This is a genomic window from Spiroplasma ixodetis (assembly GCF_040369795.1).
Taxonomy (GTDB): Bacteria; Bacillota_I; Bacilli_A; order Mycoplasmatales; family VBWQ01; genus Spiroplasma_E; species Spiroplasma_E ixodetis_B.
On sequence record NZ_AP028955.1, the window covers coordinates 711,752 to 734,045 of the forward strand.

The 22,294-nt window shown below is 22.0% G+C and carries 38 protein-coding genes; 6 read left to right on the forward strand and 32 right to left on the reverse strand.

What is annotated here, in order from left to right:
• Positions 1-41: 41 nt before the first annotated feature.
• The 15 genes from ABWV63_RS05155 to ABWV63_RS05225 all read right to left on the reverse strand — a co-directional run bounded on the left by ABWV63_RS05155 (position 42) and on the right by ABWV63_RS05225 (position 7,115).
• Complete coding sequence (locus ABWV63_RS05155; protein WP_353307085.1) at positions 42-713, reverse strand: hypothetical protein; 672 nt, start codon at positions 711-713, stop codon at positions 42-44.
• Between the two features lie 164 nt (positions 714-877).
• Positions 878-1,696, reverse strand: a complete 819-nt coding sequence (locus ABWV63_RS05160) for an IS3 family transposase (RefSeq protein WP_353307086.1) — start codon at positions 1,694-1,696, stop codon at positions 878-880.
• A 172-nt stretch (positions 1,697-1,868) separates the two neighbouring features.
• Complete coding sequence (locus tag ABWV63_RS05165) at positions 1,869-2,276, reverse strand: transposase family protein (RefSeq protein ID WP_353305977.1); 408 nt, start codon at positions 2,274-2,276, stop codon at positions 1,869-1,871.
• A 23-nt stretch (positions 2,277-2,299) separates the two neighbouring features.
• Positions 2,300-2,722, reverse strand: a complete 423-nt coding sequence (locus ABWV63_RS05170) for a transposase family protein (RefSeq protein ID WP_353307087.1) — start codon at positions 2,720-2,722, stop codon at positions 2,300-2,302.
• Positions 2,723-2,800: 78 nt separating this feature from the next.
• A complete protein-coding gene (locus ABWV63_RS05175) occupies positions 2,801-2,932 on the reverse strand; it encodes a hypothetical protein (protein WP_353307088.1) in 132 nt (43 codons plus the stop codon).
• Between the two features lie 41 nt (positions 2,933-2,973).
• Positions 2,974-3,252: a transposase gene (locus ABWV63_RS05180; RefSeq protein WP_353307089.1), complete on the reverse strand. Its 279-nt coding sequence runs from the start codon at positions 3,250-3,252 to the stop codon at positions 2,974-2,976.
• Positions 3,253-3,455: 203 nt separating this feature from the next.
• Positions 3,456-3,875 carry a hypothetical protein gene (locus tag ABWV63_RS05185; protein WP_353307090.1) on the reverse strand — a complete coding sequence of 140 codons (420 nt, stop codon included), beginning with the start codon at positions 3,873-3,875 and terminating at the stop codon, positions 3,456-3,458.
• Positions 3,865-4,035, reverse strand: coding sequence for a hypothetical protein (locus ABWV63_RS05190; protein WP_353307091.1), 171 nt, complete (start codon positions 4,033-4,035; stop codon positions 3,865-3,867). The genes ABWV63_RS05185 and ABWV63_RS05190 overlap by 11 nt, the downstream gene beginning before the upstream one ends.
• 29 nt (positions 4,036-4,064) lie before the next feature.
• A complete protein-coding gene (locus ABWV63_RS05195) occupies positions 4,065-4,715 on the reverse strand; it encodes a hypothetical protein (RefSeq protein ID WP_353307092.1) in 651 nt (216 codons plus the stop codon).
• A gap of 185 nt (positions 4,716-4,900) precedes the next feature.
• Positions 4,901-5,308: a transposase family protein gene (locus ABWV63_RS05200; RefSeq protein ID WP_353307093.1), complete on the reverse strand. Its 408-nt coding sequence runs from the start codon at positions 5,306-5,308 to the stop codon at positions 4,901-4,903.
• 23 nt (positions 5,309-5,331) lie between these two features.
• Positions 5,332-5,754, reverse strand: coding sequence for a transposase family protein (locus ABWV63_RS05205; protein WP_353307094.1), 423 nt, complete (start codon positions 5,752-5,754; stop codon positions 5,332-5,334).
• A 78-nt stretch (positions 5,755-5,832) separates the two neighbouring features.
• A complete protein-coding gene (locus ABWV63_RS05210) occupies positions 5,833-6,039 on the reverse strand; it encodes a transposase (RefSeq protein ID WP_353307095.1) in 207 nt (68 codons plus the stop codon).
• Positions 6,027-6,404 carry a transposase family protein gene (locus tag ABWV63_RS05215; protein ID WP_353307096.1) on the reverse strand — a complete coding sequence of 126 codons (378 nt, stop codon included), beginning with the start codon at positions 6,402-6,404 and terminating at the stop codon, positions 6,027-6,029. Before ABWV63_RS05215 ends, ABWV63_RS05210 begins: the two co-directional genes overlap by 13 nt.
• 176 nt (positions 6,405-6,580) lie before the next feature.
• Positions 6,581-6,811 carry a transposase gene (locus ABWV63_RS05220; protein WP_353307186.1) on the reverse strand — a complete coding sequence of 77 codons (231 nt, stop codon included), beginning with the start codon at positions 6,809-6,811 and terminating at the stop codon, positions 6,581-6,583.
• Positions 6,723-7,115: a transposase gene (locus ABWV63_RS05225; protein WP_353307097.1), complete on the reverse strand. Its 393-nt coding sequence runs from the start codon at positions 7,113-7,115 to the stop codon at positions 6,723-6,725. Before ABWV63_RS05225 ends, ABWV63_RS05220 begins: the two co-directional genes overlap by 89 nt.
• 130 nt (positions 7,116-7,245) lie before the next feature.
• Here ABWV63_RS05225 and ABWV63_RS05230 point away from each other — a divergent pair, with 130 nt between their 5' ends.
• Positions 7,246-7,377 carry a hypothetical protein gene (locus ABWV63_RS05230; protein ID WP_338979449.1) on the forward strand — a complete coding sequence of 44 codons (132 nt, stop codon included), beginning with the start codon at positions 7,246-7,248 and terminating at the stop codon, positions 7,375-7,377.
• Between the two features lie 150 nt (positions 7,378-7,527).
• On the opposite strand, the gene sepF is transcribed toward ABWV63_RS05230, so the two are convergent.
• The 16 genes from sepF to ABWV63_RS05310 all read right to left on the reverse strand — a co-directional run bounded on the left by sepF (position 7,528) and on the right by ABWV63_RS05310 (position 18,906).
• Positions 7,528-7,812, reverse strand: coding sequence for a cell division protein SepF (sepF, locus tag ABWV63_RS05235; RefSeq protein WP_353307098.1), 285 nt, complete (start codon positions 7,810-7,812; stop codon positions 7,528-7,530).
• Between the two features lie 6 nt (positions 7,813-7,818).
• Positions 7,819-8,973 (reverse strand): cell division protein FtsZ, encoded by a 1,155-nt coding sequence (gene ftsZ, locus ABWV63_RS05240; protein WP_353307099.1) that lies wholly within the window; start codon positions 8,971-8,973, stop codon positions 7,819-7,821.
• Positions 8,974-9,008: 35 nt separating this feature from the next.
• Positions 9,009-10,289: a hypothetical protein gene (locus ABWV63_RS05245; protein WP_353307100.1), complete on the reverse strand. Its 1,281-nt coding sequence runs from the start codon at positions 10,287-10,289 to the stop codon at positions 9,009-9,011.
• Positions 10,290-10,310: 21 nt separating this feature from the next.
• A complete protein-coding gene (rsmH, locus tag ABWV63_RS05250) occupies positions 10,311-11,261 on the reverse strand; it encodes a 16S rRNA (cytosine(1402)-N(4))-methyltransferase RsmH (RefSeq protein ID WP_353307101.1) in 951 nt (316 codons plus the stop codon).
• A gap of 5 nt (positions 11,262-11,266) precedes the next feature.
• Positions 11,267-11,680, reverse strand: a complete 414-nt coding sequence (gene mraZ, locus ABWV63_RS05255) for a division/cell wall cluster transcriptional repressor MraZ (RefSeq protein ID WP_353307102.1) — start codon at positions 11,678-11,680, stop codon at positions 11,267-11,269.
• A 302-nt stretch (positions 11,681-11,982) separates the two neighbouring features.
• Complete coding sequence (locus ABWV63_RS05260) at positions 11,983-12,279, reverse strand: BspA family leucine-rich repeat surface protein (RefSeq protein WP_353307103.1); 297 nt, start codon at positions 12,277-12,279, stop codon at positions 11,983-11,985.
• 34 nt (positions 12,280-12,313) lie between these two features.
• Entirely contained in the window at positions 12,314-12,679 is a 366-nt protein-coding gene (locus tag ABWV63_RS05265) for a hypothetical protein (protein WP_353307105.1), read from the reverse strand.
• A gap of 241 nt (positions 12,680-12,920) precedes the next feature.
• Positions 12,921-13,325, reverse strand: a complete 405-nt coding sequence (locus tag ABWV63_RS05270) for a hypothetical protein (RefSeq protein WP_353307106.1) — start codon at positions 13,323-13,325, stop codon at positions 12,921-12,923.
• A 215-nt stretch (positions 13,326-13,540) separates the two neighbouring features.
• Positions 13,541-13,840 carry a hypothetical protein gene (locus tag ABWV63_RS05275; RefSeq protein ID WP_353307107.1) on the reverse strand — a complete coding sequence of 100 codons (300 nt, stop codon included), beginning with the start codon at positions 13,838-13,840 and terminating at the stop codon, positions 13,541-13,543.
• Between the two features lie 452 nt (positions 13,841-14,292).
• Positions 14,293-15,936: a hypothetical protein gene (locus ABWV63_RS05280; protein ID WP_353307108.1), complete on the reverse strand. Its 1,644-nt coding sequence runs from the start codon at positions 15,934-15,936 to the stop codon at positions 14,293-14,295.
• A 195-nt stretch (positions 15,937-16,131) separates the two neighbouring features.
• Positions 16,132-16,539 (reverse strand): transposase family protein, encoded by a 408-nt coding sequence (locus ABWV63_RS05285; protein WP_353307109.1) that lies wholly within the window; start codon positions 16,537-16,539, stop codon positions 16,132-16,134.
• Positions 16,540-16,546: 7 nt separating this feature from the next.
• Positions 16,547-16,825 (reverse strand): transposase family protein, encoded by a 279-nt coding sequence (locus ABWV63_RS05290; protein WP_353307110.1) that lies wholly within the window; start codon positions 16,823-16,825, stop codon positions 16,547-16,549.
• Positions 16,810-16,983, reverse strand: a complete 174-nt coding sequence (locus tag ABWV63_RS05295; RefSeq protein WP_353307111.1) for a hypothetical protein — start codon at positions 16,981-16,983, stop codon at positions 16,810-16,812. Before ABWV63_RS05295 ends, ABWV63_RS05290 begins: the two co-directional genes overlap by 16 nt.
• Positions 16,984-17,065: 82 nt before the next feature.
• Positions 17,066-17,380 carry a hypothetical protein gene (locus tag ABWV63_RS05300; RefSeq protein WP_353307112.1) on the reverse strand — a complete coding sequence of 105 codons (315 nt, stop codon included), beginning with the start codon at positions 17,378-17,380 and terminating at the stop codon, positions 17,066-17,068.
• 280 nt (positions 17,381-17,660) lie between these two features.
• A complete protein-coding gene (locus ABWV63_RS05305; protein ID WP_353307113.1) occupies positions 17,661-18,143 on the reverse strand; it encodes a hypothetical protein in 483 nt (160 codons plus the stop codon).
• A 76-nt stretch (positions 18,144-18,219) separates the two neighbouring features.
• Positions 18,220-18,906: a hypothetical protein gene (locus ABWV63_RS05310; protein WP_353307114.1), complete on the reverse strand. Its 687-nt coding sequence runs from the start codon at positions 18,904-18,906 to the stop codon at positions 18,220-18,222.
• Between the two features lie 483 nt (positions 18,907-19,389).
• On the opposite strand from ABWV63_RS05310, the gene ABWV63_RS05315 reads away from it, so the two are divergent.
• The 5 genes from ABWV63_RS05315 to ABWV63_RS05335 all read left to right on the forward strand — a co-directional run bounded on the left by ABWV63_RS05315 (position 19,390) and on the right by ABWV63_RS05335 (position 21,625).
• Complete coding sequence (locus ABWV63_RS05315) at positions 19,390-19,575, forward strand: hypothetical protein (RefSeq protein WP_353307115.1); 186 nt, start codon at positions 19,390-19,392, stop codon at positions 19,573-19,575.
• Positions 19,576-19,817: 242 nt separating this feature from the next.
• On the forward strand, positions 19,818-20,009 hold the full coding sequence (locus tag ABWV63_RS05320; protein ID WP_353307116.1) for a hypothetical protein: 192 nt from the start codon (positions 19,818-19,820) through the stop codon (positions 20,007-20,009).
• Positions 20,010-20,091: 82 nt separating this feature from the next.
• Positions 20,092-20,280 carry a hypothetical protein gene (locus ABWV63_RS05325; RefSeq protein ID WP_353306102.1) on the forward strand — a complete coding sequence of 63 codons (189 nt, stop codon included), beginning with the start codon at positions 20,092-20,094 and terminating at the stop codon, positions 20,278-20,280.
• 18 nt (positions 20,281-20,298) lie between these two features.
• On the forward strand, positions 20,299-20,514 hold the full coding sequence (locus ABWV63_RS05330) for a hypothetical protein (protein ID WP_353307117.1): 216 nt from the start codon (positions 20,299-20,301) through the stop codon (positions 20,512-20,514).
• A gap of 814 nt (positions 20,515-21,328) precedes the next feature.
• On the forward strand, positions 21,329-21,625 hold the full coding sequence (locus ABWV63_RS05335) for a helix-turn-helix domain-containing protein (protein WP_353307119.1): 297 nt from the start codon (positions 21,329-21,331) through the stop codon (positions 21,623-21,625).
• On the opposite strand, the gene ABWV63_RS05340 is transcribed toward ABWV63_RS05335, so the two are convergent.
• Complete coding sequence (locus ABWV63_RS05340; protein ID WP_353307120.1) at positions 21,622-22,266, reverse strand: hypothetical protein; 645 nt, start codon at positions 22,264-22,266, stop codon at positions 21,622-21,624. The genes ABWV63_RS05335 and ABWV63_RS05340 overlap by 4 nt on opposite strands.
• Between the last annotated feature and the right edge of the window lie 28 nt (positions 22,267-22,294).

A 22,294-nucleotide genomic window follows, 5' to 3' on the forward strand; every position in this document is an offset into this window, starting at 1 on the left:
ATTATTTTGCATTATTTATGAGTAAACATTAATTTAGTTAGCTATAAATTATCTTGAAAATTTAATGAAGTTTTTAATCATTCTTTAAAATTAGTAAATCCAGTAGGTTTTGCATCCATAATATTATAAAATGTTGTTTCTGGATGACTACTTGTTTTTATTTTATCATTTATACCAGCAAGCAAACCACCATAATTATTAATATCAGTTTTAGATAAATCATTATTACCAGCAATAAATAATCTTCTTGAAGCAAATACTTTACTTTCAAATATTTCTTCTGTTCCTTGTTGAATAGGTTCTTGACTTTGAAGAATAGGTCTTCCATAATAATAACAACTTGATAATAATTCTAATCCATAACTTTGTCTATGACTATAACGTACACCAATATCACGCATTAAAGTACGATTTAAGGTTAATTTTCCTTTTTCAATAGTAGGAAAAGCATAACCACTAACCAGGCTTGCATATTGTACAAAATCAAGTGTATTTTGACCACTACTAATTACTCTATCATTTAAACTACTAAAAGTTAAAACCTGCATACTAAATGCACCATTATAAGGACTATAATAATTTGTTACATTTGAAATATATAATAATTGTCTATCTTGATTTTTTCCAATATTACCACCAATATTTTCATTTTCATCATTAAATACAACAAAAAATTGTAAATAATCATCAATTGTAATATGTTCTTCAAACATTACTAAAGTATATTGTCTTTTAGTTTGTACTGTTTTAAATATTTGATTATTTGGTAAATTACTAAAATCAACACCACTTGTATCATTAATTAAATAAGCATTTCACTAATCACCTATTTTATATTGTTTTGTATAAAATTCATCTTGACCACTAGGTTTATGAGTTATAGGGTCAATAATTCCTTTATTTTTTTGATATATTTTTGTACTATTTTTTCAAATACAAACAACTGGATTATTGGAATGGCAATCTTTTTTAGGACTGTTTTTTGGTAGACATTTGTGCTTATGTATTTTATGGTGGTTAAGTAGTTTAGAGCGCTGTGGATTCTTATGTTGTTGTATCAATTGATATAATCAAATAATTCTAATTTTAATTGGATTAATGATGTAAAATTTTTATCATTAATAAATTCTGTTTTGAAAGTTTTGAAAGTCGCTTCAGCAACAGCGTTATCATAAGGACAACCTTTTTTGCTTAAAGAGCGGGTAATATTGAAGGCTAATAAAAGTTTATCAATAGTTTGATTATTAAATTCATTACCGCGATCGCTATGAAATATTTGAATATTTTTTAAACAACGATTTGAGCACATAAATGCTTGATATACTAATGATGCATCTTTTTTAGTACCTACACTATGTCAAATAATTTCGCGATTGTACAGGTCGATTAATAAGCAAATATAGTTTCATTTACCATTAACTTGAACATAAGTTAAATCACTAACAATAACTTCATTTTTAAGCATATTATTAAAGTATCTATTAACAAGATTAGTAATTTGACTATCATTGACTTTATTATGATAATTTTTGTATGATAATTTAGTGTATTTTGATATTAAATTATGTTTATTCATAATTTTTTTAATTTTTCGTCTTGATAAATTAATTTTATTTTCTTTTAGAACAACTTTTAATCTTCTTGTTCCATAAGCTTCTTTATTTTCTAGACATATTCCGTAAATAAATTTAATCAATTGTCAATAATAATATTTATAAATTTTTTAGTGTTAATAATTATAGAAGTTAATATTTTTAAAAAAATACTTTAAAAATAAATTTATATTTCAAACACAAAAATTGTTAATATTATTTTTATATTAACTTGATAAAAATTTAAATTTTTAAAAAAATATTTTTAATATTTTTTTATTTTAATGGTTTTGTTTTATTAAAAATTTCACAAAGTAAGTTAAATCTTAAGTACATAAGTCTAAATATACTTTTTCTACATTTATTTATTAAAATTTTGAATCTTTTTAATCAAGCAAAAACATGTTCAACTTTAATTATAATTTTTGAAATAATTTTATTGTAGATTTTTTCTTGTTTAGTTAATTTTTTATTTTTAGTTTTTTTAATTGGTAATATAGTATTTTTATAAATATTTTGTATTCCTTGATATCCCAAATCACCAATAATTATTGTTTTTTCTGAAAATTCAAGATTTGAATTTTTTAATATTTGAAAATCATGTACTTTTCCATTATCAGCAAAAATATCAACAATTTTTTTATTAAAAAAGTCATATATAATTTGAAATTTTATAGAAAACATTCAACTTTCACCAGAAAAATATTCTAACTGTAGTTTTTTTTAGTTGGTCTTTCAATTTCAATTTCAGTTGAATCAATTAAATAAAATTGAAATTCATTTAAATCTTCTTGTTTTTTCTCAATTTTTGATTTATATTTTGTTTTTAAAAACTGATAATCTTTGTCATCACTAAGTTTATTTTCTACTCAAGTAATATTTAGAAAACAACTTGATGCACTCATTTTATATTTAATACTCATTTGGAAAAAAGTATAATATTCTTTTCAGTATACTAAAGTCATCATCAATCTTTCTTCAACTGAAAGTTTATATTTTCTACCTTTAGTTTTTTTTAAATTTTCTATTTCAATTAATTTTGTTAACATTTCATCAAAATGAAAACGTTTTATACCAAAATATCTATAAAATTGTTCATTTTTTAATTTTTTTAAATTTTCAAAATTCATTTTTATCAACACCTTATTAATTTATTAATAAAGAAATTATAAAATAAATTTTAAATTATTAATTGACTTTTAAAAAATTTATTTACGGAATATGTCTTCTTTAAAAGCACTAATAACAGCTTCATCATACATATTATTTTGAATTTTATCTTCTTTTTTCTTGAAATTAAAATAATATGTTGATTTAGAGATTTTTAAAAAACGACACATTGTACGAATTTTATATTTAACTTTATTTTTAGTAATAATTTCTATTTTCTGCCTATTATTAGTGCTGCTTGCTTTAAAATATCATTTTCCATTCGTAACTGTTTTAATTCTTTTCTTAATTTAATTAATTCATTTTCTTCAACAGAACGGTTATCTTTGGTTTTAAAAATGCCTGAATTAGTAAATTGCTTAATTCAATTATAAGTAGCTGCTCTTGTAACATTGTACTCTTTAGCAAGACAAGACACTGACTTACCACTTTGATATAAAGCTACTATTTGTTTTTTAAATTCATCTGAATATGAGTTAATATTGGCCATAATTATAATTCCTTTCTTTTAACTAATTTGTTCACTTGTCTACGTAATTAGTGTCCAATAAAGTGTAACCCATCCATATTACCAGTTAAAATTAATTCATATTGTCCAAAATCACTTATTTTACTATTAATTGGTTTATAACCAGTTTCACAGTTAAAGGTATAGCACCATTATTTATAATAAATGGAAATATTTTGCAATAACTACATCTCTTTATTAATTGTTGAGTTTGCTTTAATGCTAGATGTGCTTGTTTCATTAATTGAATTTTCATTGCGTTGCTCATTATCATTTGTGTTTTCTCCAATTTCATTATTTATTTTTTTAGTTTCTTTAATAATATGTTTTAATTTATTTTCAGCCATTAAATGGTCAATATTATCATATTCACCAATTGCTTCTTCTTGTGACATTATGCCATTATTTAATCTTGAATTAATAATTTGGTCTTGTACAATTTGGTCAGTCATAGCAATTGGAATAAATTTAAAACTATAAGGTCTTTCTTCAATTCCATTTCAATAATTTTGACCACTTTCTTTTTTTGAATAAGTAACTAAAATATCAAGCATTCTATAAATATAAGGAGTATAATGTGCAATTTTTGTTTCTTTAGTTTCCATTATCATATTGATTATTAAGCATACTTTGATTTTTATTAGTATAAACATCACTACCATGTTCATCATAATCATAACCAGAACCATTAAATATTAATTTAGCAGTATTATTAATATCTAATCAATAATTATCAAATTTAGGGTCACCTTGAATAATAACCATACTTGAATTACCATTTTTATTATAAATTTCTACACGAACATCAATAAGAAATCAGCAAATTCACTAATATCCATTTCATTATTTTTTAATTTTAATATTTGTTCTGGTTTTAATTTACCTAATGCTCTAGTTCTATTTAATACCCTTTCTTTTTGTTTTTGTGTAAATGCTTTATTAACATCATGAATTAATTTATAAACATTTTGACAATCTGGATAAGCATTTAATTGTGTTGAATTACCATATAAATTTAAATACGGTAAATTAGTTATTTCTACAATTGGTAAATAATCAAATGGATTTTTTAATTCATATTCTTCAATTGGTTCAATATCTGGTTTCATTTTAGTTTTTGTAGAACCTAAAATAATTTCTTTTGAACCACTAAATACTTCAACTTTTACTTTTCCATTTTGCATTGTTACTCAAGTTAATTTTGCACTATCACTTTGTTCTTGTTGAAAAAATAATTCTGCTGATTGTTCTTGATCATTAAATTTAGCAACTCTATCCATAAAACTTGGTGTTGGAACAAGTAATGCTAATTCATTATTTTTAGTTAACATTCATATTAAAAATGATTTTCCTAATAAACTTTCTTGTAAACCAAATTTATATAATCTTTCAAATCATTTATCTTTATCTTTTAATTTATTTAAAAAATAGACATATTCCGTCAATAAATTTAATCAATTGTCAATAATAATATTTATAAATTTTTTAGCGTTAATAATTATAGAAGTTAATATTTTTAAAAAAATACTTTAAAAATAAATTTATATTTCAAACACAAAAATTGTTAATATTATTTTTATATTAACTTGATAAAAATTTAAATTTTTAAAAAAATATTAAAAATATTTTTTTATTTTAATGGTTTTGTTTTATTAAAAATTTCACAAAGTAAGTTAAATCTTAAGTACATAAGTCTAAATATACTTTTTCTACATTTATTTATTAAAATTTTGAATCTTTTTAATCAAGCAAAAACATGTTCAACTTTAATTCTAATTTTTGAAATAATTTTATTGTAGATTTTTTCTTGTTTAGTTAATTTTTTATTTTTAGTTTTTTTAATTGGTGATATAGTATTTTTATAAATATTTTGTATTCCTTGATATCCCAAATCGCCAATAATTATTGTTTTTTCTGAAAATTCAAGATTTGAATTTTTTAATATTTGAAAATCATGTACTTTTCCATTATCAGCAAAAATATCAACAATTTTTTTATTAAAAAAGTCATATATAATTTGAAATTTTATAGAAAACATTCAACTTTTACCAGAAAAATATTCTAACTGTAGTTTTTTTTAGTTGGTCTTTCAATTTCAATTTCAGTTGAATCGATTAAATAAAATTGAAATTCCTTTAAATCTTCTTGTTTTTTCTCAATTTTTGATTTATATTTTGTTTTTAAAAACTGATAATCTTTGTCATCACTAAGTTTATTTTCTACTCAAGTAATATTTCGAAAACAACTTGATGCACTCATTTTATATTTAATACTCATTTGGAAAAAAGTATAATATTCTTTTCAGTATACTAAAGTCATCATCAATCTTTCTTCAACTGAAAGTTTATATTTTCTACCTTTAGTTTTTTTTAAATTTTCTATTTCAATTAATTTTGTTAACATTTCATCAAAATGAAAACGTTTTATACCAAAATATCTATAAAATTGTTCATTTTTTAATTTTTTTAAATTTTCAAAATTCATTTTTATCAACACCTTATTAATTTATTAATAAAGAAATTATAAAATAAATTTTAAATTATTAATTGACTTTTAAAAAATTTATTTACGGAATATGTCTATAGTATTTTTATAAATATTTTGTATTCCTTGATATCCCAAATCACCAATAATTATTGTTTTTTCTGAAAATTCAAGATTTGAATTTTTTAATATTTGAAAATCATGTACTTTTCCATTATCAGCAAAAATATCAACAATTTTTTTATTAAAAAAGTCATATATAATTTGAAATTTTATAGAAAACATTCAACTTTTACCAGAAAAATATTATAACTGTAGTTTTTTTTAGTTGGTCTTTCAATTTCAATTTCAGTTGAATCAATTAAATAAAATTGAAATTCATTTAAATCTTCTTGTTTTTTCTCAATTTTTAATTTATATTTTGTTTTTAAAAACTGATAATCTTTGTCATTACTAAGTTTATTTTCTACTCAAGTAATATTTTGAAAACAACTTGATGCACTCATTTTATATTTAATACTCATTTGGAAAAAAGTATAATATTCTTTTCAGTATACTAAAGTCATCATCAATCTTTCTTCAACTGAAAGTTTATATTTCCTACCTTTAGTTTTTTTTAAATTTTCTATTTCAATTAATTTTGTTAACATTTAATCAAAATGAAAACGTTTTATACCAAAATATCTATAAAATTGTTCATTTTTTAATTTTTTTAAATTTTCAAAATTCATTTTTATCAACACCTTATTAATTTATTAATAAAGAAATTATAAAATAAATTTTAAATTATTAATTGACTTTTAAAAAATTTATTTACGGAATATGTCTAATCAAAATAAATAATCGGATAAACACTTTCTAATGGCCGATTTTGTCATGCTTTAACATCATCAATAACATCATCAGTAATTTGACTAATAACACTTTCACTAATATCAGCACCATGATATAACTCTTGTAACTGCATTCTAATATCTGATAAAGTCATGCCTTTGGCATATAATGAAAGAACTTGTTGATCAAAACCATCAAATATTCTTTGTCTTTTTGCAACTATTTACTGGCTCAAAATTACTATTACGATCTCGCGGTACATTAATCTCAATTTTACCTTGTTGAGTTATTAATTTTTTTGAACTTATACCATTGCGAGCATTATCACTAGTATTATGTTGATTTTTTTCATATCCTAAATAATTTTGCATTTCAGAATTCAACATTTTTTCAACTAATCTTTTTGTTAATTCTTTATATAAACCTCCCTCTTTAAAAACTATTGTTAAATCTTCAGTATTTTCTAATAATAAATCTACTGCTTTTGATATTGGAACATTATTATTAATATTTTGTTTTTTAGACATACGTAACTCACTCTTTCTATTTATTTAATTTTATTTACTAGAATTAATTAAACATAGTTATTTTTGTAAGTTAAACAGATTACTAAACATTACCTTTGATGGTTTTGATCAAAAAGTTTTTCCAAATGATATGGCAGTTTTTAAAATATTTTACTTAGCAATTGAAAATATAACAAAAAAATGAACAATGCCCATTCAAAATTGAAATACAGCAATTGCTCATTTTATGATAAAATTTGAAGATAGAATTAATCTAAACTAGTAACTTTGTAAAAAGATACACAGATTTTTAAAAATCCTCAGTTATCCTGCAGAAATCAAAAGAGTGATTTATACAACAAATGCTATTGAATCTGTTAATAGTTAATTACGAAAAGTTATTAGAAAGAAATAAAAACCTATTTGTTCAAGATTAACTTAATTCATTTTTAAATTCATAAATATGAATATCAGTTTTATCAACAACAAAACCAATAACATACGAAATACCACAAAGAAAATCTATAATTCTTCTTCGATCATTTTCAACAGTTGTTGTTAAATTAACTTTAATTGGTTTTTGTAAAATCATAACATTAGCAATTGATTCAATTTCTTGATAATTTTTAGGAGCAAATTCTTGTATTTGTTCTTGAAAACTGGTTTTATAATTACTATTTTCATCATTGTCTTTATATTTTTTACTTCTTCATCCCATAATTAATTAAACTCCCTTTCGTCTTCGTAAAAATGATGGTAAATCATCATCTGCTTCAATTGCTGCTTCTTGGACTAAATTTTGTTGTTCTTCTTCTTTTTTCTTTGTTTGTTCTTTAATTTCTTCGCTTAAATATTGAGTCTTATTAGTAATAAATTCATGATTATCAACTTTTGAACTATAAACAAAATTATTAGCATTAGCACCTTCTTCATCAAAACCAGTGGCAATAACTGTTACAATCATTTCATCATTTAAATTTTCATTAACAGCGACACCAAAAATGATATTAACATCATTACCCGCAGCATCACGAACTAAATCAACAGCAATATTACCATCAGTTAATGTCATTGTTGTTCCACCAGTAACATTAACAATAGCATTTTTAGCACCCTTAATTGTCACATCATCAAGTAAAGGAGAAGAAATAGCTTTTGTTGCGGCTTGTTTAGCTTTATGTTCACCCTTTGACATTCCAATACCAAATAAGGCATTACCTTTATTTTCAATAATAGTACGAACATCAGCAAAATCTAAATTTATTAAAGCAGGAACAGCAATTAAGTCAGTAATAGTCTGTACACCTTGACGTAAAATATTATCTGCTTCTTTAAACGAATCTTTAAGAGGAATATTACCAATTACTTGTAATAATTTATCATTAGAAATAATAATAATTGCATCAACTTGTTTCTTTAAATTTTCAATTCCAACTACGGCATGAGCATTACGATTACGTCCTTCAAATTTAAATGGTTTAGTAACAATAGCAATTGTTAAAGCGCCACATTCTTTAGCAATTCTTGCAACAATTGATGCAGCACCAGTACCAGTACCACCACCCATACCAGCAGCAATAAAAACCATATCTGCACCATCTAAAGCACGTTTAATCTCTGCTTCACTTTCAATTGCGGCTTGTTTGCCAATTTCGGGATTAGCTCCAGCTCCAAGTCCCTTTGATAATTCTTTGCCCAAAATAATTTTATTTTCAGCTGGAGATGCATTAACTACTTGTGCATCAGTATTAGCAACATAAAAATCAACACCTTGTACCTCTGCTTCAATCATTCTATTAACAGCATTATTACCAGCACCACCAATACCAATTACCCGAATTGATGCTATTGGTTTAAATTGTGAATTATTATGTTCCATTTTATTTTCCTCCTGATTAATCAAATTGTCTTCTTCTATTTACTACCATCATTATACTGATAATTTGGTTGAAAGGGGGAATTATAATGCTTATTATCATGATTATTAGAATGCGTATAATGATTTAATTTTGATACAATTTCTGGTTTATGTATTGATGAAATATAATTATTACTAAAAACATTTACTAAATGTTGGTAGTGAGTATTACCGATTAAAGTAGTTCACTGATAACTATATGCACCAGGAGTTTGGCTAAGCATATAGTTTACTTCTTTTAGTTTGCTATTATTTTTAAAATAGTTGGTAAAACCACATAAACCAATAGTAATTCCCGTAAAAATAATTTCCATATCTGAACTCTTATTATCACTAACTTCATCAAGAAAATATTCAATACAAGCAATAATTTCATTAATTTGTTTTTTAACTGTTGCTTGTAAATCAGTTTTTGTTAAACGAACAATAGATTTTTTCTGCTCATCAACATACTTATCAACAACAACATCGCATAAATAATTACTGCTTATATTAATAATTTTTTGTAAATATCTTTCAGCTTTATCATAACCACAATGCATTTGCTTCATTAATGATTGAATTATTTGATTTCAACCAATTTTAATATTGGTTGTTGCAAATAATACTGAATTACTAAAAACACTAATCTTAGTACTATTAATATTTCAATCAACTAAAACTGTATTACGATTAAAATCAGTATTTTTAATATTACATACTAATGCAAATTGATCTAAAGTAACCGTTAACAATTCTGTTTCGGCATTAGTTAATACTTCGAGGTGAGAATTATATAAACTTTTAGGTAATGAATAAACTAAAGCATCAACATGCATAACTTGTCCTTTTTTAGCAATTGGTAATTGTTCATTACCAATTGAATGATCAACTTTAAAATTGTATGGTTTAGTTAAACAAATAATTTCACTATTATCAATAGTAATGTTTTTAGCCATTTCAATCACTTTACTACAATCTTCATCAGTAATAATGTGGTTAGCATCTTTAAAATCAAGTGATGCTTGTGATTGATAAATTTTTAAATTATTTGAAGGTAAAGTTAAGGCAATACGTTGTACTTTTATATTTAAAGTATTATTAATTTTATTAATAATTTGCCTTAATAACTTACCTGTAGCAATTGAATTAATAATTACACCATTTTCAGAAAACTGTTCAGTATCAACAGTTTCTTTATATAAAACCTGAATTTGATTATTAACATAATTATTAACCATAACTTTTAAACTAAAGTCTTCAATTTGACATACAACATATAATTCTTGAAAATTCATATTGTTCACCTCCAAACATTTTTATGAATCAATATAAGTAATAACTCTTAACTTTGCACTTCGTGCTCTTGGATTTTTATTTATTTCATCAGGCTTTGGTGTAATTGGTTTTTTAATTATTAATTGATATTTTGTTTTTCAATTATTGTGAACTGGTAATTTAGCATATAATTGCGCTTGTGGATCAATTAAAACTTCATTAAAAGTTTGTTTAACAATACGATCTTCTAAAGAATGAAAACTAATAACAACAATTCTACCATTAGAATTTAATAATTTCAAAGATTGTTTTAAAGAAGATTTTAATGTTTCTAACTCGTTATTAACAGCAATTCTTAATGCTTGAAAAGTCTTTTTGGCAGGATGATGATGCTTATTTAATACTCTTACTGGTAATGATTTTTTAATAATCATAACCAATTGTAAAGTGGTATCAATTGGTTGAAAAGTTCTTGTTTTAATAATATTTTTAGCAATACTACTAGCAAATACTTCTTCACCATAATTTTTAATAATTGTTTTTAATTGCTCATAATTATAATTATTAACAATATCTCACGCATTTAATTTTTGACTTTGATCCATACGCATATCTAACTTAGCATCTTTCATATAACTAAATCCTCTAATATCTTCATCAACTTGTGGTGATGATATACCTAAATCATATAATATACCATCAACTTTAGTAATATTTCTTTTTAAAAACTCATATTGAATATTGGCAAAATTACTTTTAATTATTTCATATTTATCTTTAAAATCTTTTAAAATAATTTTACTATTATCAATGGCCATTTGATCTTGATCAAAAGCATATAGTTTGCCAGAGGTAAGTTTTGATAGTATAACTTTACTATGACCTGCTCGTCCTAATGTACAATCGACATAAATACCATCAGGTTTAATATTTAAGAAATAAATAGCTTCTGTTAACATTACAGAAATGTGTATTGCATTGATATTATTCATAATTTTTATATCTCATCTAGAGCTGCTCCCGCTGACTCAAATTTATCCTTGGTATCTTGATTAAAACTATTTCAATTAGTTTCTGATCAAATCTCAATTTTATTGGATAGTCCAATCATAATTACTTTTTGTTTAATATCAGCTAGTGTCAATAATGAATGTGGAATATTAATGCGACCTTTACTATCAATAGTTAATTCTTCTGAATTAGCAAATACTTGTCTTGCCAAAATTCTGGCTTCTTTCTGACCTTCAGATTGTGATAAGATTTTATCTTGTCATTTAATAAATTCAATTTCGTTACGAATAACTAAACAGCCTTCAAAACCTTTAGAAACAATAACAATCTCATTGTTATGAAAATAACTTCTAAACTTAGAAGGAATTATCATTCGTTTCTTTTCATCTAATGTTGACAATGATTGTCCTAGTAGCATAATATCACCCACACTTTCCCACTATTACCCATATTATATAACCTTTGGCATATAATTGCAATTGATTACTTTAAATGTATGACTAGCCAGTAAAATAAAAGAGCATACAATAATAAAAATAAAAACTCATTTACTTTAAAAAAATAAAGAAATGAGTTAAAAGTTTTTAAATTTACCGTTTGTCAATATTATATGTTTTTATAAAAAACAAATATAATATTTTATTATATTATTCTAATTTTTATTATAGTTAATTACTTAGAAATTAAATACTTTTGATCAAATTAAATAGTGTTATTAATAAAAAAGTTTTTAAATTTAGGTAATTTATTAGAATCAGAAATTGCTGAACCAACAGCAAAATGAGTGTGATATAGTACATTGGATACATCTCACTTCGAAAGATCTTGATCAAATAATACTGAGCCAGCAAACATACCAGTGATAATTCTTACATTGGATACATCTCAAGTTGATAAATATTGATTAAATAAAAAACAACGAGTAAACATACCACTCATACTTCTTACATTAGATACATCTCAAGTTGAAATATTACCATTAAATGATGAAGCATCCATATATAAAAAGAGACTTTCCTAAAAACTGTGTTTTTTAAATAAATTTTAGTTGTAAAATCACTAAGTTACACAGATTACTAAACATTACCCATAAAGAAGTGATTTCTGGTGGTAATTTGTCAGGTACTTCTTTAATTGTTTCTGGCATTCTAACAACTTGAATTTCACCTTGTTGGTTTTTATAAAAACCAATTTGAGTAATTTTGGTAGTTTTTATATTTGATAAATCTCTTTTATTAGTTGTTTGTTCTTTTCCATCTTTATCAATGTAAATTGTATCTTGTTGTGTTTTTTTATCTAAAATTTTAATTTTTTGTGGAGTTTTATTTAAAACAGTATTTAAAGCTCCAATAGATGTTCCAAATGCTAAAACACTTAATGCAGTCATCAATTTTTTCATATTGAAAACCTCCCTTTTTATCTTATTCAATAACTTTTTATTAAATCTATAAGTTATTTATATATTAGAATGCTTTTTAAGATAACACAATAACAAATATTTATACTCCCACAAAACACTACTTTTAGCATAAAATTAACAAATCAAGCAATAAAAATCACTAGCAACAATAAAGATGCTAGTGATTTTTTATTATTAAATTTTAAAAATCTATTTAAATAAATTCAACAAAAAACTATTACTAATTAGCAACAAAAAATGAATTAACAGATTTTAATGAAGATGAATCATTATCAATATTTGTTTCATTACATCTTGTCTTAAACTCTTCATCATTAATTAGTAAAGTACCATTTTCTTCATTATCCAATATGCTCTGATTTTCATTATTAGTTTCAAAATCAATAGGATTTCAAAATTTATTTATTAATCAATTAGTAGTTCCAGAAACTCCATCAAGTGTAGCAAAAATTGGAGCAATAATTTTTGAATCAAGACCAGGTGTTCAAAATAATGTCCCTCCTCCAATAACTGCAGCAAAAGGACATAATAAATTAAAACCATCTTCAATTGACTTTAATATTTTATTAGTTGTTGAATCTTTATTATTAAAATAAATACGTGTAAGTGTTGTTGTTCCAGCCAAAACACCAGAAATAGCAGATATTTCAAAACTAATAAATGGTAGTAAATTAGGAATTGTTAAATCTCAATTACTTGCTTTAGTAAATATTGTTTTAATATTTATCGGGACTTTCCTAAAAACTGTGTTTTTTAAATAAATTTTAGTTGTAAAATCACTAAGTTACACAGATTACTAAACATTACCCTTTTATACCCTTTATGTACTATTTTTAAATTTTATCATATAAATGGAGATAAAAGCCTATCTAGGAAATTAACATCTAATGTTGTAACTATATATGAGGTATTTGTTAATATTTTTCAAACTTCTATTAATGTTGCTACTTTTTTACTATCTGGTAAAAATGTAAATGTTGTCCCAAAAACACCACTATTTAAAGCATTTGCTAAATTTAATCATTGTGAAACTTGACGAGCATTATGTAATAATTTAGTAGTTGCACCAGCACTACCAGCACCAATAGCATTTAAAGCAATAGTAATAATTTTTTTATACTGTTCTTGATTATTTATCATTTAATTACTCTTCTTTCTAAGTTAAAATTTATCTAATTAAACAGCAAAAAAGCCTGTTTAGGTAATAATACTAAACAGGCTTAATGATTTAAGCACATATTTCTTGTCTGTTCATATACATTATAAAATCAAAACATTTAAAAAACAATATTCAAAATAAAGTAAATATAAAAATATTAAGTAATGTAAACAACAATCTTTACATTACTTTTTTTCTTCAATGGTATTTAAAATATTGATTAAATTTCCTGCGGTTGTTGCAAGTGTTAAAACACTTAATCTTGTTAATAATAATTTCATAATTAGTCCCCTTTATTTTCTCCAATAACTTTTTCTTAAATCTATAAGTTATCTATATTTTAAATTGTTTAAAGAAAAATGCAATAACCGTCTTGTATATTAAGATACTTTTTAAATTAAAATATCTAATTATTGAAGAAAATTATTAAAAATTATTGACTAATATGAAAAAATTTTATTTTAAAGATTTTACTTGTAAGAAAATTAGCATTTTTAAATGTAATATCATAACTTTTATTATCTAAATTATTTTTAATTTTATAACTTAAAACTGCACTAACACTACCATCATCATGTTTAAATGTATTCATTGCAATATCACTTAAAGTAAAATAACTATTATTGGTAATATCAAAATATTTACTATACATATCTTTATATAAATTTTCTTGGTCCTTTAACATATTATCAAGAATACCATTATGATGTGTTTTATCAACTATTATATTTAGTAAGGAATTTAAACTACTAGTAGAAGTATTTAATCAATTAGAAAAGTTTGCAAAAACACTATCTTGTTTAAAATTAGTTTCACCACCAAATTGAACACCTAATAATTGTAATATTTCTTTAGTTTTACTAATATTATCTGTTGTTGGATGATTAATAATATATTTAAGATTATTTAAAGCATTAATAAAATATTTACTACCAAAAGTTAAATCTAAATATTTTACTAAATCTTTTAAATCAATTAATGGATTTGTTGTTAAATATTTATTAGTAAACTCAAATATTTTATGAATTGTGTCACTAATTGGAACATTTTTAATTGCTGATTCTAAACTATTAACAACTTGTTGAGGAATATCACTAATAGCTGAAATAAAAGAAAATTCCTTTTGAATCTCAGGTAATGTTCAATATGAATAAGTTCATGCAAAGGTAGCTTTCACAATAATATCTTCACCAAAAGGTCCGGCCATTAAATCGGCAACTAATTTAAGCATATTATCTTTTGAAGATATTAATTCTTGAAAAATAGTTAATACTTTTTTTAGTTGAACTGTATTATTTTTAAGTAGTGTTTTATCATCTCAAGTAATACCATCAATGCCGAAAGTTGGATTAGTTAATTTTAATACTTCGCTTTTAACCATTGGTATTATTGTTTTTATTAAATAAGGTCATGCCACTGGATTTGTTAAAATCTTATTAAGATTTTCACTAAATGTAGCATTAAAATTATCAGAATTAAAACCAATAGGTCCAGCACCTCATAAATCATATTTAATATTATCGCTAATTATTTCACCAATATATTTTCCTGATATTGACTTAAACATATAATTAAAATTAACACCAGCTATATATTCATAAAATTGATTTCAATTTCAATTTTTTGCTTCATCTTTAACATAGTATCACTTTTCATGACTTGGAATATTTCAAGCTTGAGCAAATGTCGCTTTCTTTGACATATAATCTTGCATTTTTTCAAAAGTAGTATTACCACTAAAATTATCTTCTTGATCTCAATCCGCTAATAATTCATCAATAGTATTAGTTATAATTGGAATATAATTAGTATAAGATAAGTAATCATTAATATTTGGTATTAAATTTTTAATATTTTTTAACATTCCATCAATCATATTAACAGTATCATCATTAGATAAAATAGAATTATTTAAATAATTTTTAACCATTGGCAATATGTCACGATAAATACTATAACTATTAATATTATTGGTGATATTATCAACTTTAGATTGATTAATAACATTAGGTTGAAATAAAGACTGAATAGTATTAATACTATTACCATCTAAGTTGCTAGTTCAATCATTAGACATATTCCGTAAATAAATTTAATCAATTGTCAATAATAATATTTATAAATTTTTTAGTGTTAATAATTATAGAAGTTAATATTTTTAAAAAAATACTTTAAAAATAAATTTATATTTCAAACACAAAAATTGTTAATATTATTTTTATATTAACTTGATAAAAATTTAAATTTTTAAAAAAATATTAAAAATATTTTTTTATTTTAATGGTTTTGTTTTATTAAAAATTTCACAAAGTAAGTTAAATCTTAAGTACATAAGTCTAAATATACTTTTTCTACATTTATTTATTGAAATTTTGAATCTTTTTAATCAAGCAAAAACATGTTCAACTTTAATTCTAATTTTTGAAATAATTTTATTGTAGATTTTTTCTTGTTTAGTTAATTTTTTATTTTTAGTTTTTTTAATTGGTAATATAGTATTTTTATAAATATTTTGTATTCCTTGATATCCCAAATCACCAATAATTATTGTTTTTTCTGAAAATTCAAGATTTGAATTTTTTAATATTTGAAAATCATGTACTTTTCCGTTATCAGCGAAAATATCAACAATTTTTTTATTAAAAAAGTCATATATAATTTGAAATTTTATAGAAAACATTCAACTTTTACCAGAAAAATATTCTAACTGTAGTTTTTTTAGTTGGTCTTTCAATTTCAATTTCAGTTGAATCAATTAAAAAAAATTGAAATTCATTTAAATCTTCTTGTTTTTTCTCAATTTTTGATTTATATTTTTTTTTTAAAAACTGATAATCTTTTTCATCACTAAGTTTATTTTCTACTCAAGTAACATTTCGAAAACAACTTGATGCACTCATTTTATATTTAATACTCATTTGGAAAAAAGTATAATATTCTTTTCAGTATACTAAAGTCATCATCAATCTTTCTTCAACCGAAAGTTTATATTTTCTACCTTTAGTTTTTTTAAATTTTCTATTTCAATTAATTTTGTTAGCATTTCATCAAAATGAAAACGTTTTATACCAAAATATCTATAAAATTTTTCATTTTTTAATTTTTTTAAATTTTCAAAATTCATTTTTATCAACACCTTATTAATTTATTAATAAACAAATTATAAAATAAATTTTAAATTATTAATTGACTTTTAAAAAATTTATTTACGGAATATGTCTATTAATAAAATCATTTCCATTATTATTACCTGTAAGATTATCAATTTGAATAGAAGGGGCTTGATTATACAAATTATTTAATAAATTATTAGTATTAAAACCTTTATTTTTACCAATTAATAACGATTTACCAACAATAGAGGTTTCATTAGCATACTTAGTTGCTGTTTTAGTATCAACATTGTTGTTAGCAAAATTATTAATACTAATATTGTTTTTATCAATTGTGAATGCTAAAAGCGACATACTAGAACTTAATAAAAGGCTGGTAGTAAAAAATAAATTTAATTTTCGTTTCATATTTTACACTCCATTTATAATGATTTTCTTATTATTATAAACTATTACAAAATAATGTACAGTAAATTTTATTTTTAAAAAAAATATCTACTAATAAGTTAAATTAGTAGACACTTAATACATTTTAATTATGAATTTAATTAGATATTCCGTTTTTGTTAAGTTAGGACTAATAACTAGTAAAGGAATATTTATAAATTTATGAGAAAGTATGTTTATTATGTTTTTTTGGTGTAGAAGCATTAGTTTGTGTTTTATTAAAAACATGTGTTGGTTTAACTTAATGATTATTCTCTTGAGTGAAATGAGAATATTTTTTGTGTTGATGTAATTTATTATTACATTTATTAAACAAATGTTTAATCAAATGTAAGGGATTTACTATACAGTGATGATGATGACATAAAATATCGACAATATTAGTTAATAAATAATTAACATTTTTATTAGCTTCCAAATTATGTTGGATAGGTTTTTCTAAAATGCTATAAAAGGCAGGAATAATATTATTATAATTAGCGATATCTCTTTCCTGTAAATATGTTAACATTTCCAAAACTTTTTTATTATTTACTAAATCATTATTACTTTTAAACTTTCTATTATTGATAATGCTATGATAAGAATTTGGAACACATAAACGATATTTTATTTCCCTTGATGATTTTATTTTCTTTTTTCTTAATTTCAGAAAAAATATTATTATAAAACCAATTAAAAAAATAATACTCATGATAATAATTAAAATAACTATTAACTTCATATATTGCTCCCTAATTTTATTTTTAATTAATAATTATTAATTTAACATTTTATTTTATAAAATAAAATACTTTTTATTAAAAATAATAACGTTTAGCAGAACCTACATTTCTTTCAACTAAACTAAATAAGATAAAGATAAAAATAAATCTTAAAATTTCAATACCAAGTAAAATAAATAATATAATTACTGAATGATTATTAAAATTAAGAATATTATTATCATATTCATCAGGTCTTGATAGGTTAGGACTAAAATAAAGCACTACTAAAGTTAAAGCAAAAGATAAAGTAGCGATAATCGCATTTAAGGGCACTATTACTAGACCAGTACTTATTTTTTTGATAGTATCTACTTTTAAATTTTTACTTTTATTGCACAATTTAAAAAGATAGTAGTAAATAAAATAAAAAGAAACAATAAATAAAATATTAGCAATATTATCAAAGAAAATTTGAATTGGTGGATGATCACTATCTGCTAATAAATGTAATCAAGGTTCGATAATACCAATTGCTAATGTATAATATAAACCAATAATTGGTAAAGCGAAAGCGATAATTAATGAATCAAAAATTCTTAATGGTAAAATTACTCCCATAAACTGAATAGGTATTTCAATTAACGAAGAAGCAACAGCTAATCCCAATAAAATTCCTGTCAAAGTAATATTAAAAATTTGTTGTTTTGAATTAATCTTTATTTTTTTCTTTGTTTTTATATCTACTTTTTCTTTTTCTTGGTCAACACTTTTAGCTCTCATTATAACTTCTCCTTTTTAAAATAGGTATTTAATTAAAGAAATACTTATTTATAAAAATAATAAATTAATTTTAATTAAAAAACAAGACATTTATTAATTTTTTATAAAAACTATTAATACTACTCTAATTTAGAAAATTAATTAACAATAGACATATTCCGTAAATAATTTTTTTAAAAGTCAATTAATAATTTAAAATTTATTTTATAATTTCTTTATTAATAAATTAATAAGGTGTTGATAAAAATGAATTTTGAAAATTTAAAAAAATTAAAAAATGAACAATTTTATAGATATTTCGGTATAAAACGTTTTCATTTTGATGAAATGTTAACAATGGATGGGTTCCACTTTATTGGACACTAATTACGTAGACAAGTGAACAAATTAGTTAAAAGAAAGGAATTATAATTATGGCCAATATTAACTCATATTCAGATTAATTTAAAAAAAATAGTAGCTTTATATCAAAGTGGTAAGTCAGTGTCTTGTCTTGCTAAAGAGCACACTGTTACAAGAGCATCTACTTATAATTGAATTAAGCAATTTACTAATTCAGGCATTTTTAAAACCAAAGATAACCTTTCTGTTGAAGAAAATGAATTAATTAAATTAAGAATGGAAAATGATATTTTAAAGAAAGCAGCACTAATAATAGGCAGAAAATAGAAATTATTACTAAAAATAAAGTTAAATATAAAATTCGTACAATTTGTCGTTTTTTAAAAATCTCTAAATCAACATATTATTTTAATTTCAAGAAAAAAGAAGATAAAATTCAAAATAATACGTATGATGAAGCTGTTATTAGTGCTTTTAAAGAAAATAAAGAAGCTTATGGAACAAGAAGATTAAAAGTTGTTCTAAAAGAAAAGAAAATTAATTTATCAAGACGAAAAATTAAAAAAATTATGAATAAACATAATTTAATATCAAAATACACTAAATTATCATACAAAAATTATCATAATAAAGTCAATGATAGTCAAATTACTAATCTTGTTAATAGAGACTTTAATAATATGCTTAAAAATGAAGTTATTGTTAGTGATTTAACTTATGTTCAAGTTAATGGTAAATGAAACTATAGACATATTCCGTAAATAAATTTTTTAAAAGTCAATTAATAATTTAAAATTTATTTTATAATTTCTTTATTAATAAATTAATAAGGTGTTGATAAAAATGAATTTTGAAAATTTAAAAAAATTAAAAAATGAACAATTTTATAGATATTTTGGTATAAAACGTTTTCATTTTGATGAAATGTTAACAAAATTAATTGAAATAGAAAATTTAAAAAAAACTAAAGGTAGAAAATATAAACTTTCAGTTGAAGAAAGATTGATGATGACTTTAGTATACTGAAAATAATATTATACTTTTTTCCAAATGAGTATTAAATATAAAATGAGTGCATCAAGTTGTTTTCGAAATATTACTTGAGTAGAAAATAAACTTAGTGATGACAAAGATTATCATTTTTTAAAAACAAAATATAAATCAAAAATTGAGAAAAAACAAGAAGATTTAAATGAATTTCAATTTTATTTAATTGATTCAACTGAAATTGAAATTGAAAGACCAACTAAAAAAAACTACAGTTAGAATATTTTTCTGGTAAAAGTTGAATGTTTTCTATAAAATTTAAAATTATATATGACTTTTTTAATAAAAAAATTGTTGATATTTTTGCTGATAATGGAAAAGTACATGATTTTCAAATATTAAAAAATTAAAATCTTGAATTTTCAGAAAAAACAATAATTATTGGTGATTTGGGATATCAAGGAATACAAAATATTTATAAAAATACTATATTACCAATTAAAAAACTAAAAATAAAAAATTAACTAAACAAGAAAAAATCTACAATAAAATTATTTCAAAAATTAGAATTAAAGTTGAACATGTTTTTGCTTGATTAAAAAGATTCAAAATTTTAATAAATAAATGTAGAAAAAGTATATTTAGACTTATGTACTTAAGATTTAACTTACTTTGTGAAATTTTTAATAAAACAAAACCATTAAAATAAAAAAATATTTTTAATATTTTTTTAAAAATTTAAATTTTTATCAAGTTAATATAAAAATAATATTAACAATTTTTGTGTTTGAAATATAAATTTATTTTTAAAGTATTTTTTTAAAAATATTAACTTCTATAATTATTAACACTAAAAAATTTATAAATATTATTATTGACAATTGATTAAATTTATTTACGGAATATGTCTAATAAAAATATCATAATAATAATTTGATAAATAATTTTTATTACAATAAAAATAACAAAAACTAAAAAAATAAATTATAATATTAATCATTAATTTAAACAGTGTTAAATCCTTATATAGATATTTTTCTGTATTAGGATTTTTATTAAATTAAATATTTAAAAAGAAAAGGAAGATTAAAAGATGGCAAAAAAATATACACCCGAAATAAAAGAAAAAGTATTACAATATTTACAAGATGGTAAAAGTTATGATGAAATCAAAAAAGAAACTGGCATTTCAAAAACAACAATTTGAATTTTAAAACAAAAAGCAAGAAAAAATGAACTTAAAACAAAATATTCAGTCAACTCAACTCCAAGAGATATATTAGAAGAAGCTATTAATATTGCGGAAATCAATTGTGATAATAATGAAAATCAAAATTATAAAGAAGAATTTTTAAATCAACAAAAAGATCAATTAAAATATATTATTTAAATATTAAAATGTTGTACTAAAATTTGTACTGGCCTAACTAATAATAAATATAAAAACAAAACTGAAGTAAATTTAATTAAATTAAATGGTACAAATACAATTCAAATCTTATCTTTAAGATCACCAGAACCATACATGTCTAAAATAAAAGCTCAATTATAAAAAGCACTAATTAATGATACTAAAATACAAGTAATAAAAATTGTTGGTATTTCAATAATCATTAATCTTTTTCAAAAATTATTAGATTGCGTTTTTCAAAATGGTAATTGCTTAAATAATAATTTAAAACTACTATATAATAACAATAAAGTAATAGTATTTAACATATAAGCAAATTCACCAATTGGTTCAGCATTACCAGAAGGAAAATGAGGCAAGATTAAACTTAGTCAAGGAACAATAATGGCAATTAACAAACTATAAGGAAGTTTAATAATTAACAATGCAATTAAATTAATAGTATTACCAAAATCAATTTTTAAAAAAGGTAAAAAAATAGGTGGTGTTTCTAATAAGGTCATTAATGTCGTAACTGCTAATAAACTACTAACTAACGCTATCCTATTAGTAGTTAGTTTTAAAGAATTATTCATATTGCTTTTAAATTGTTGTCACTTTTTCTCATATTTTAAACTCATCTTTTACTCCTTAAAATACATTTATTAT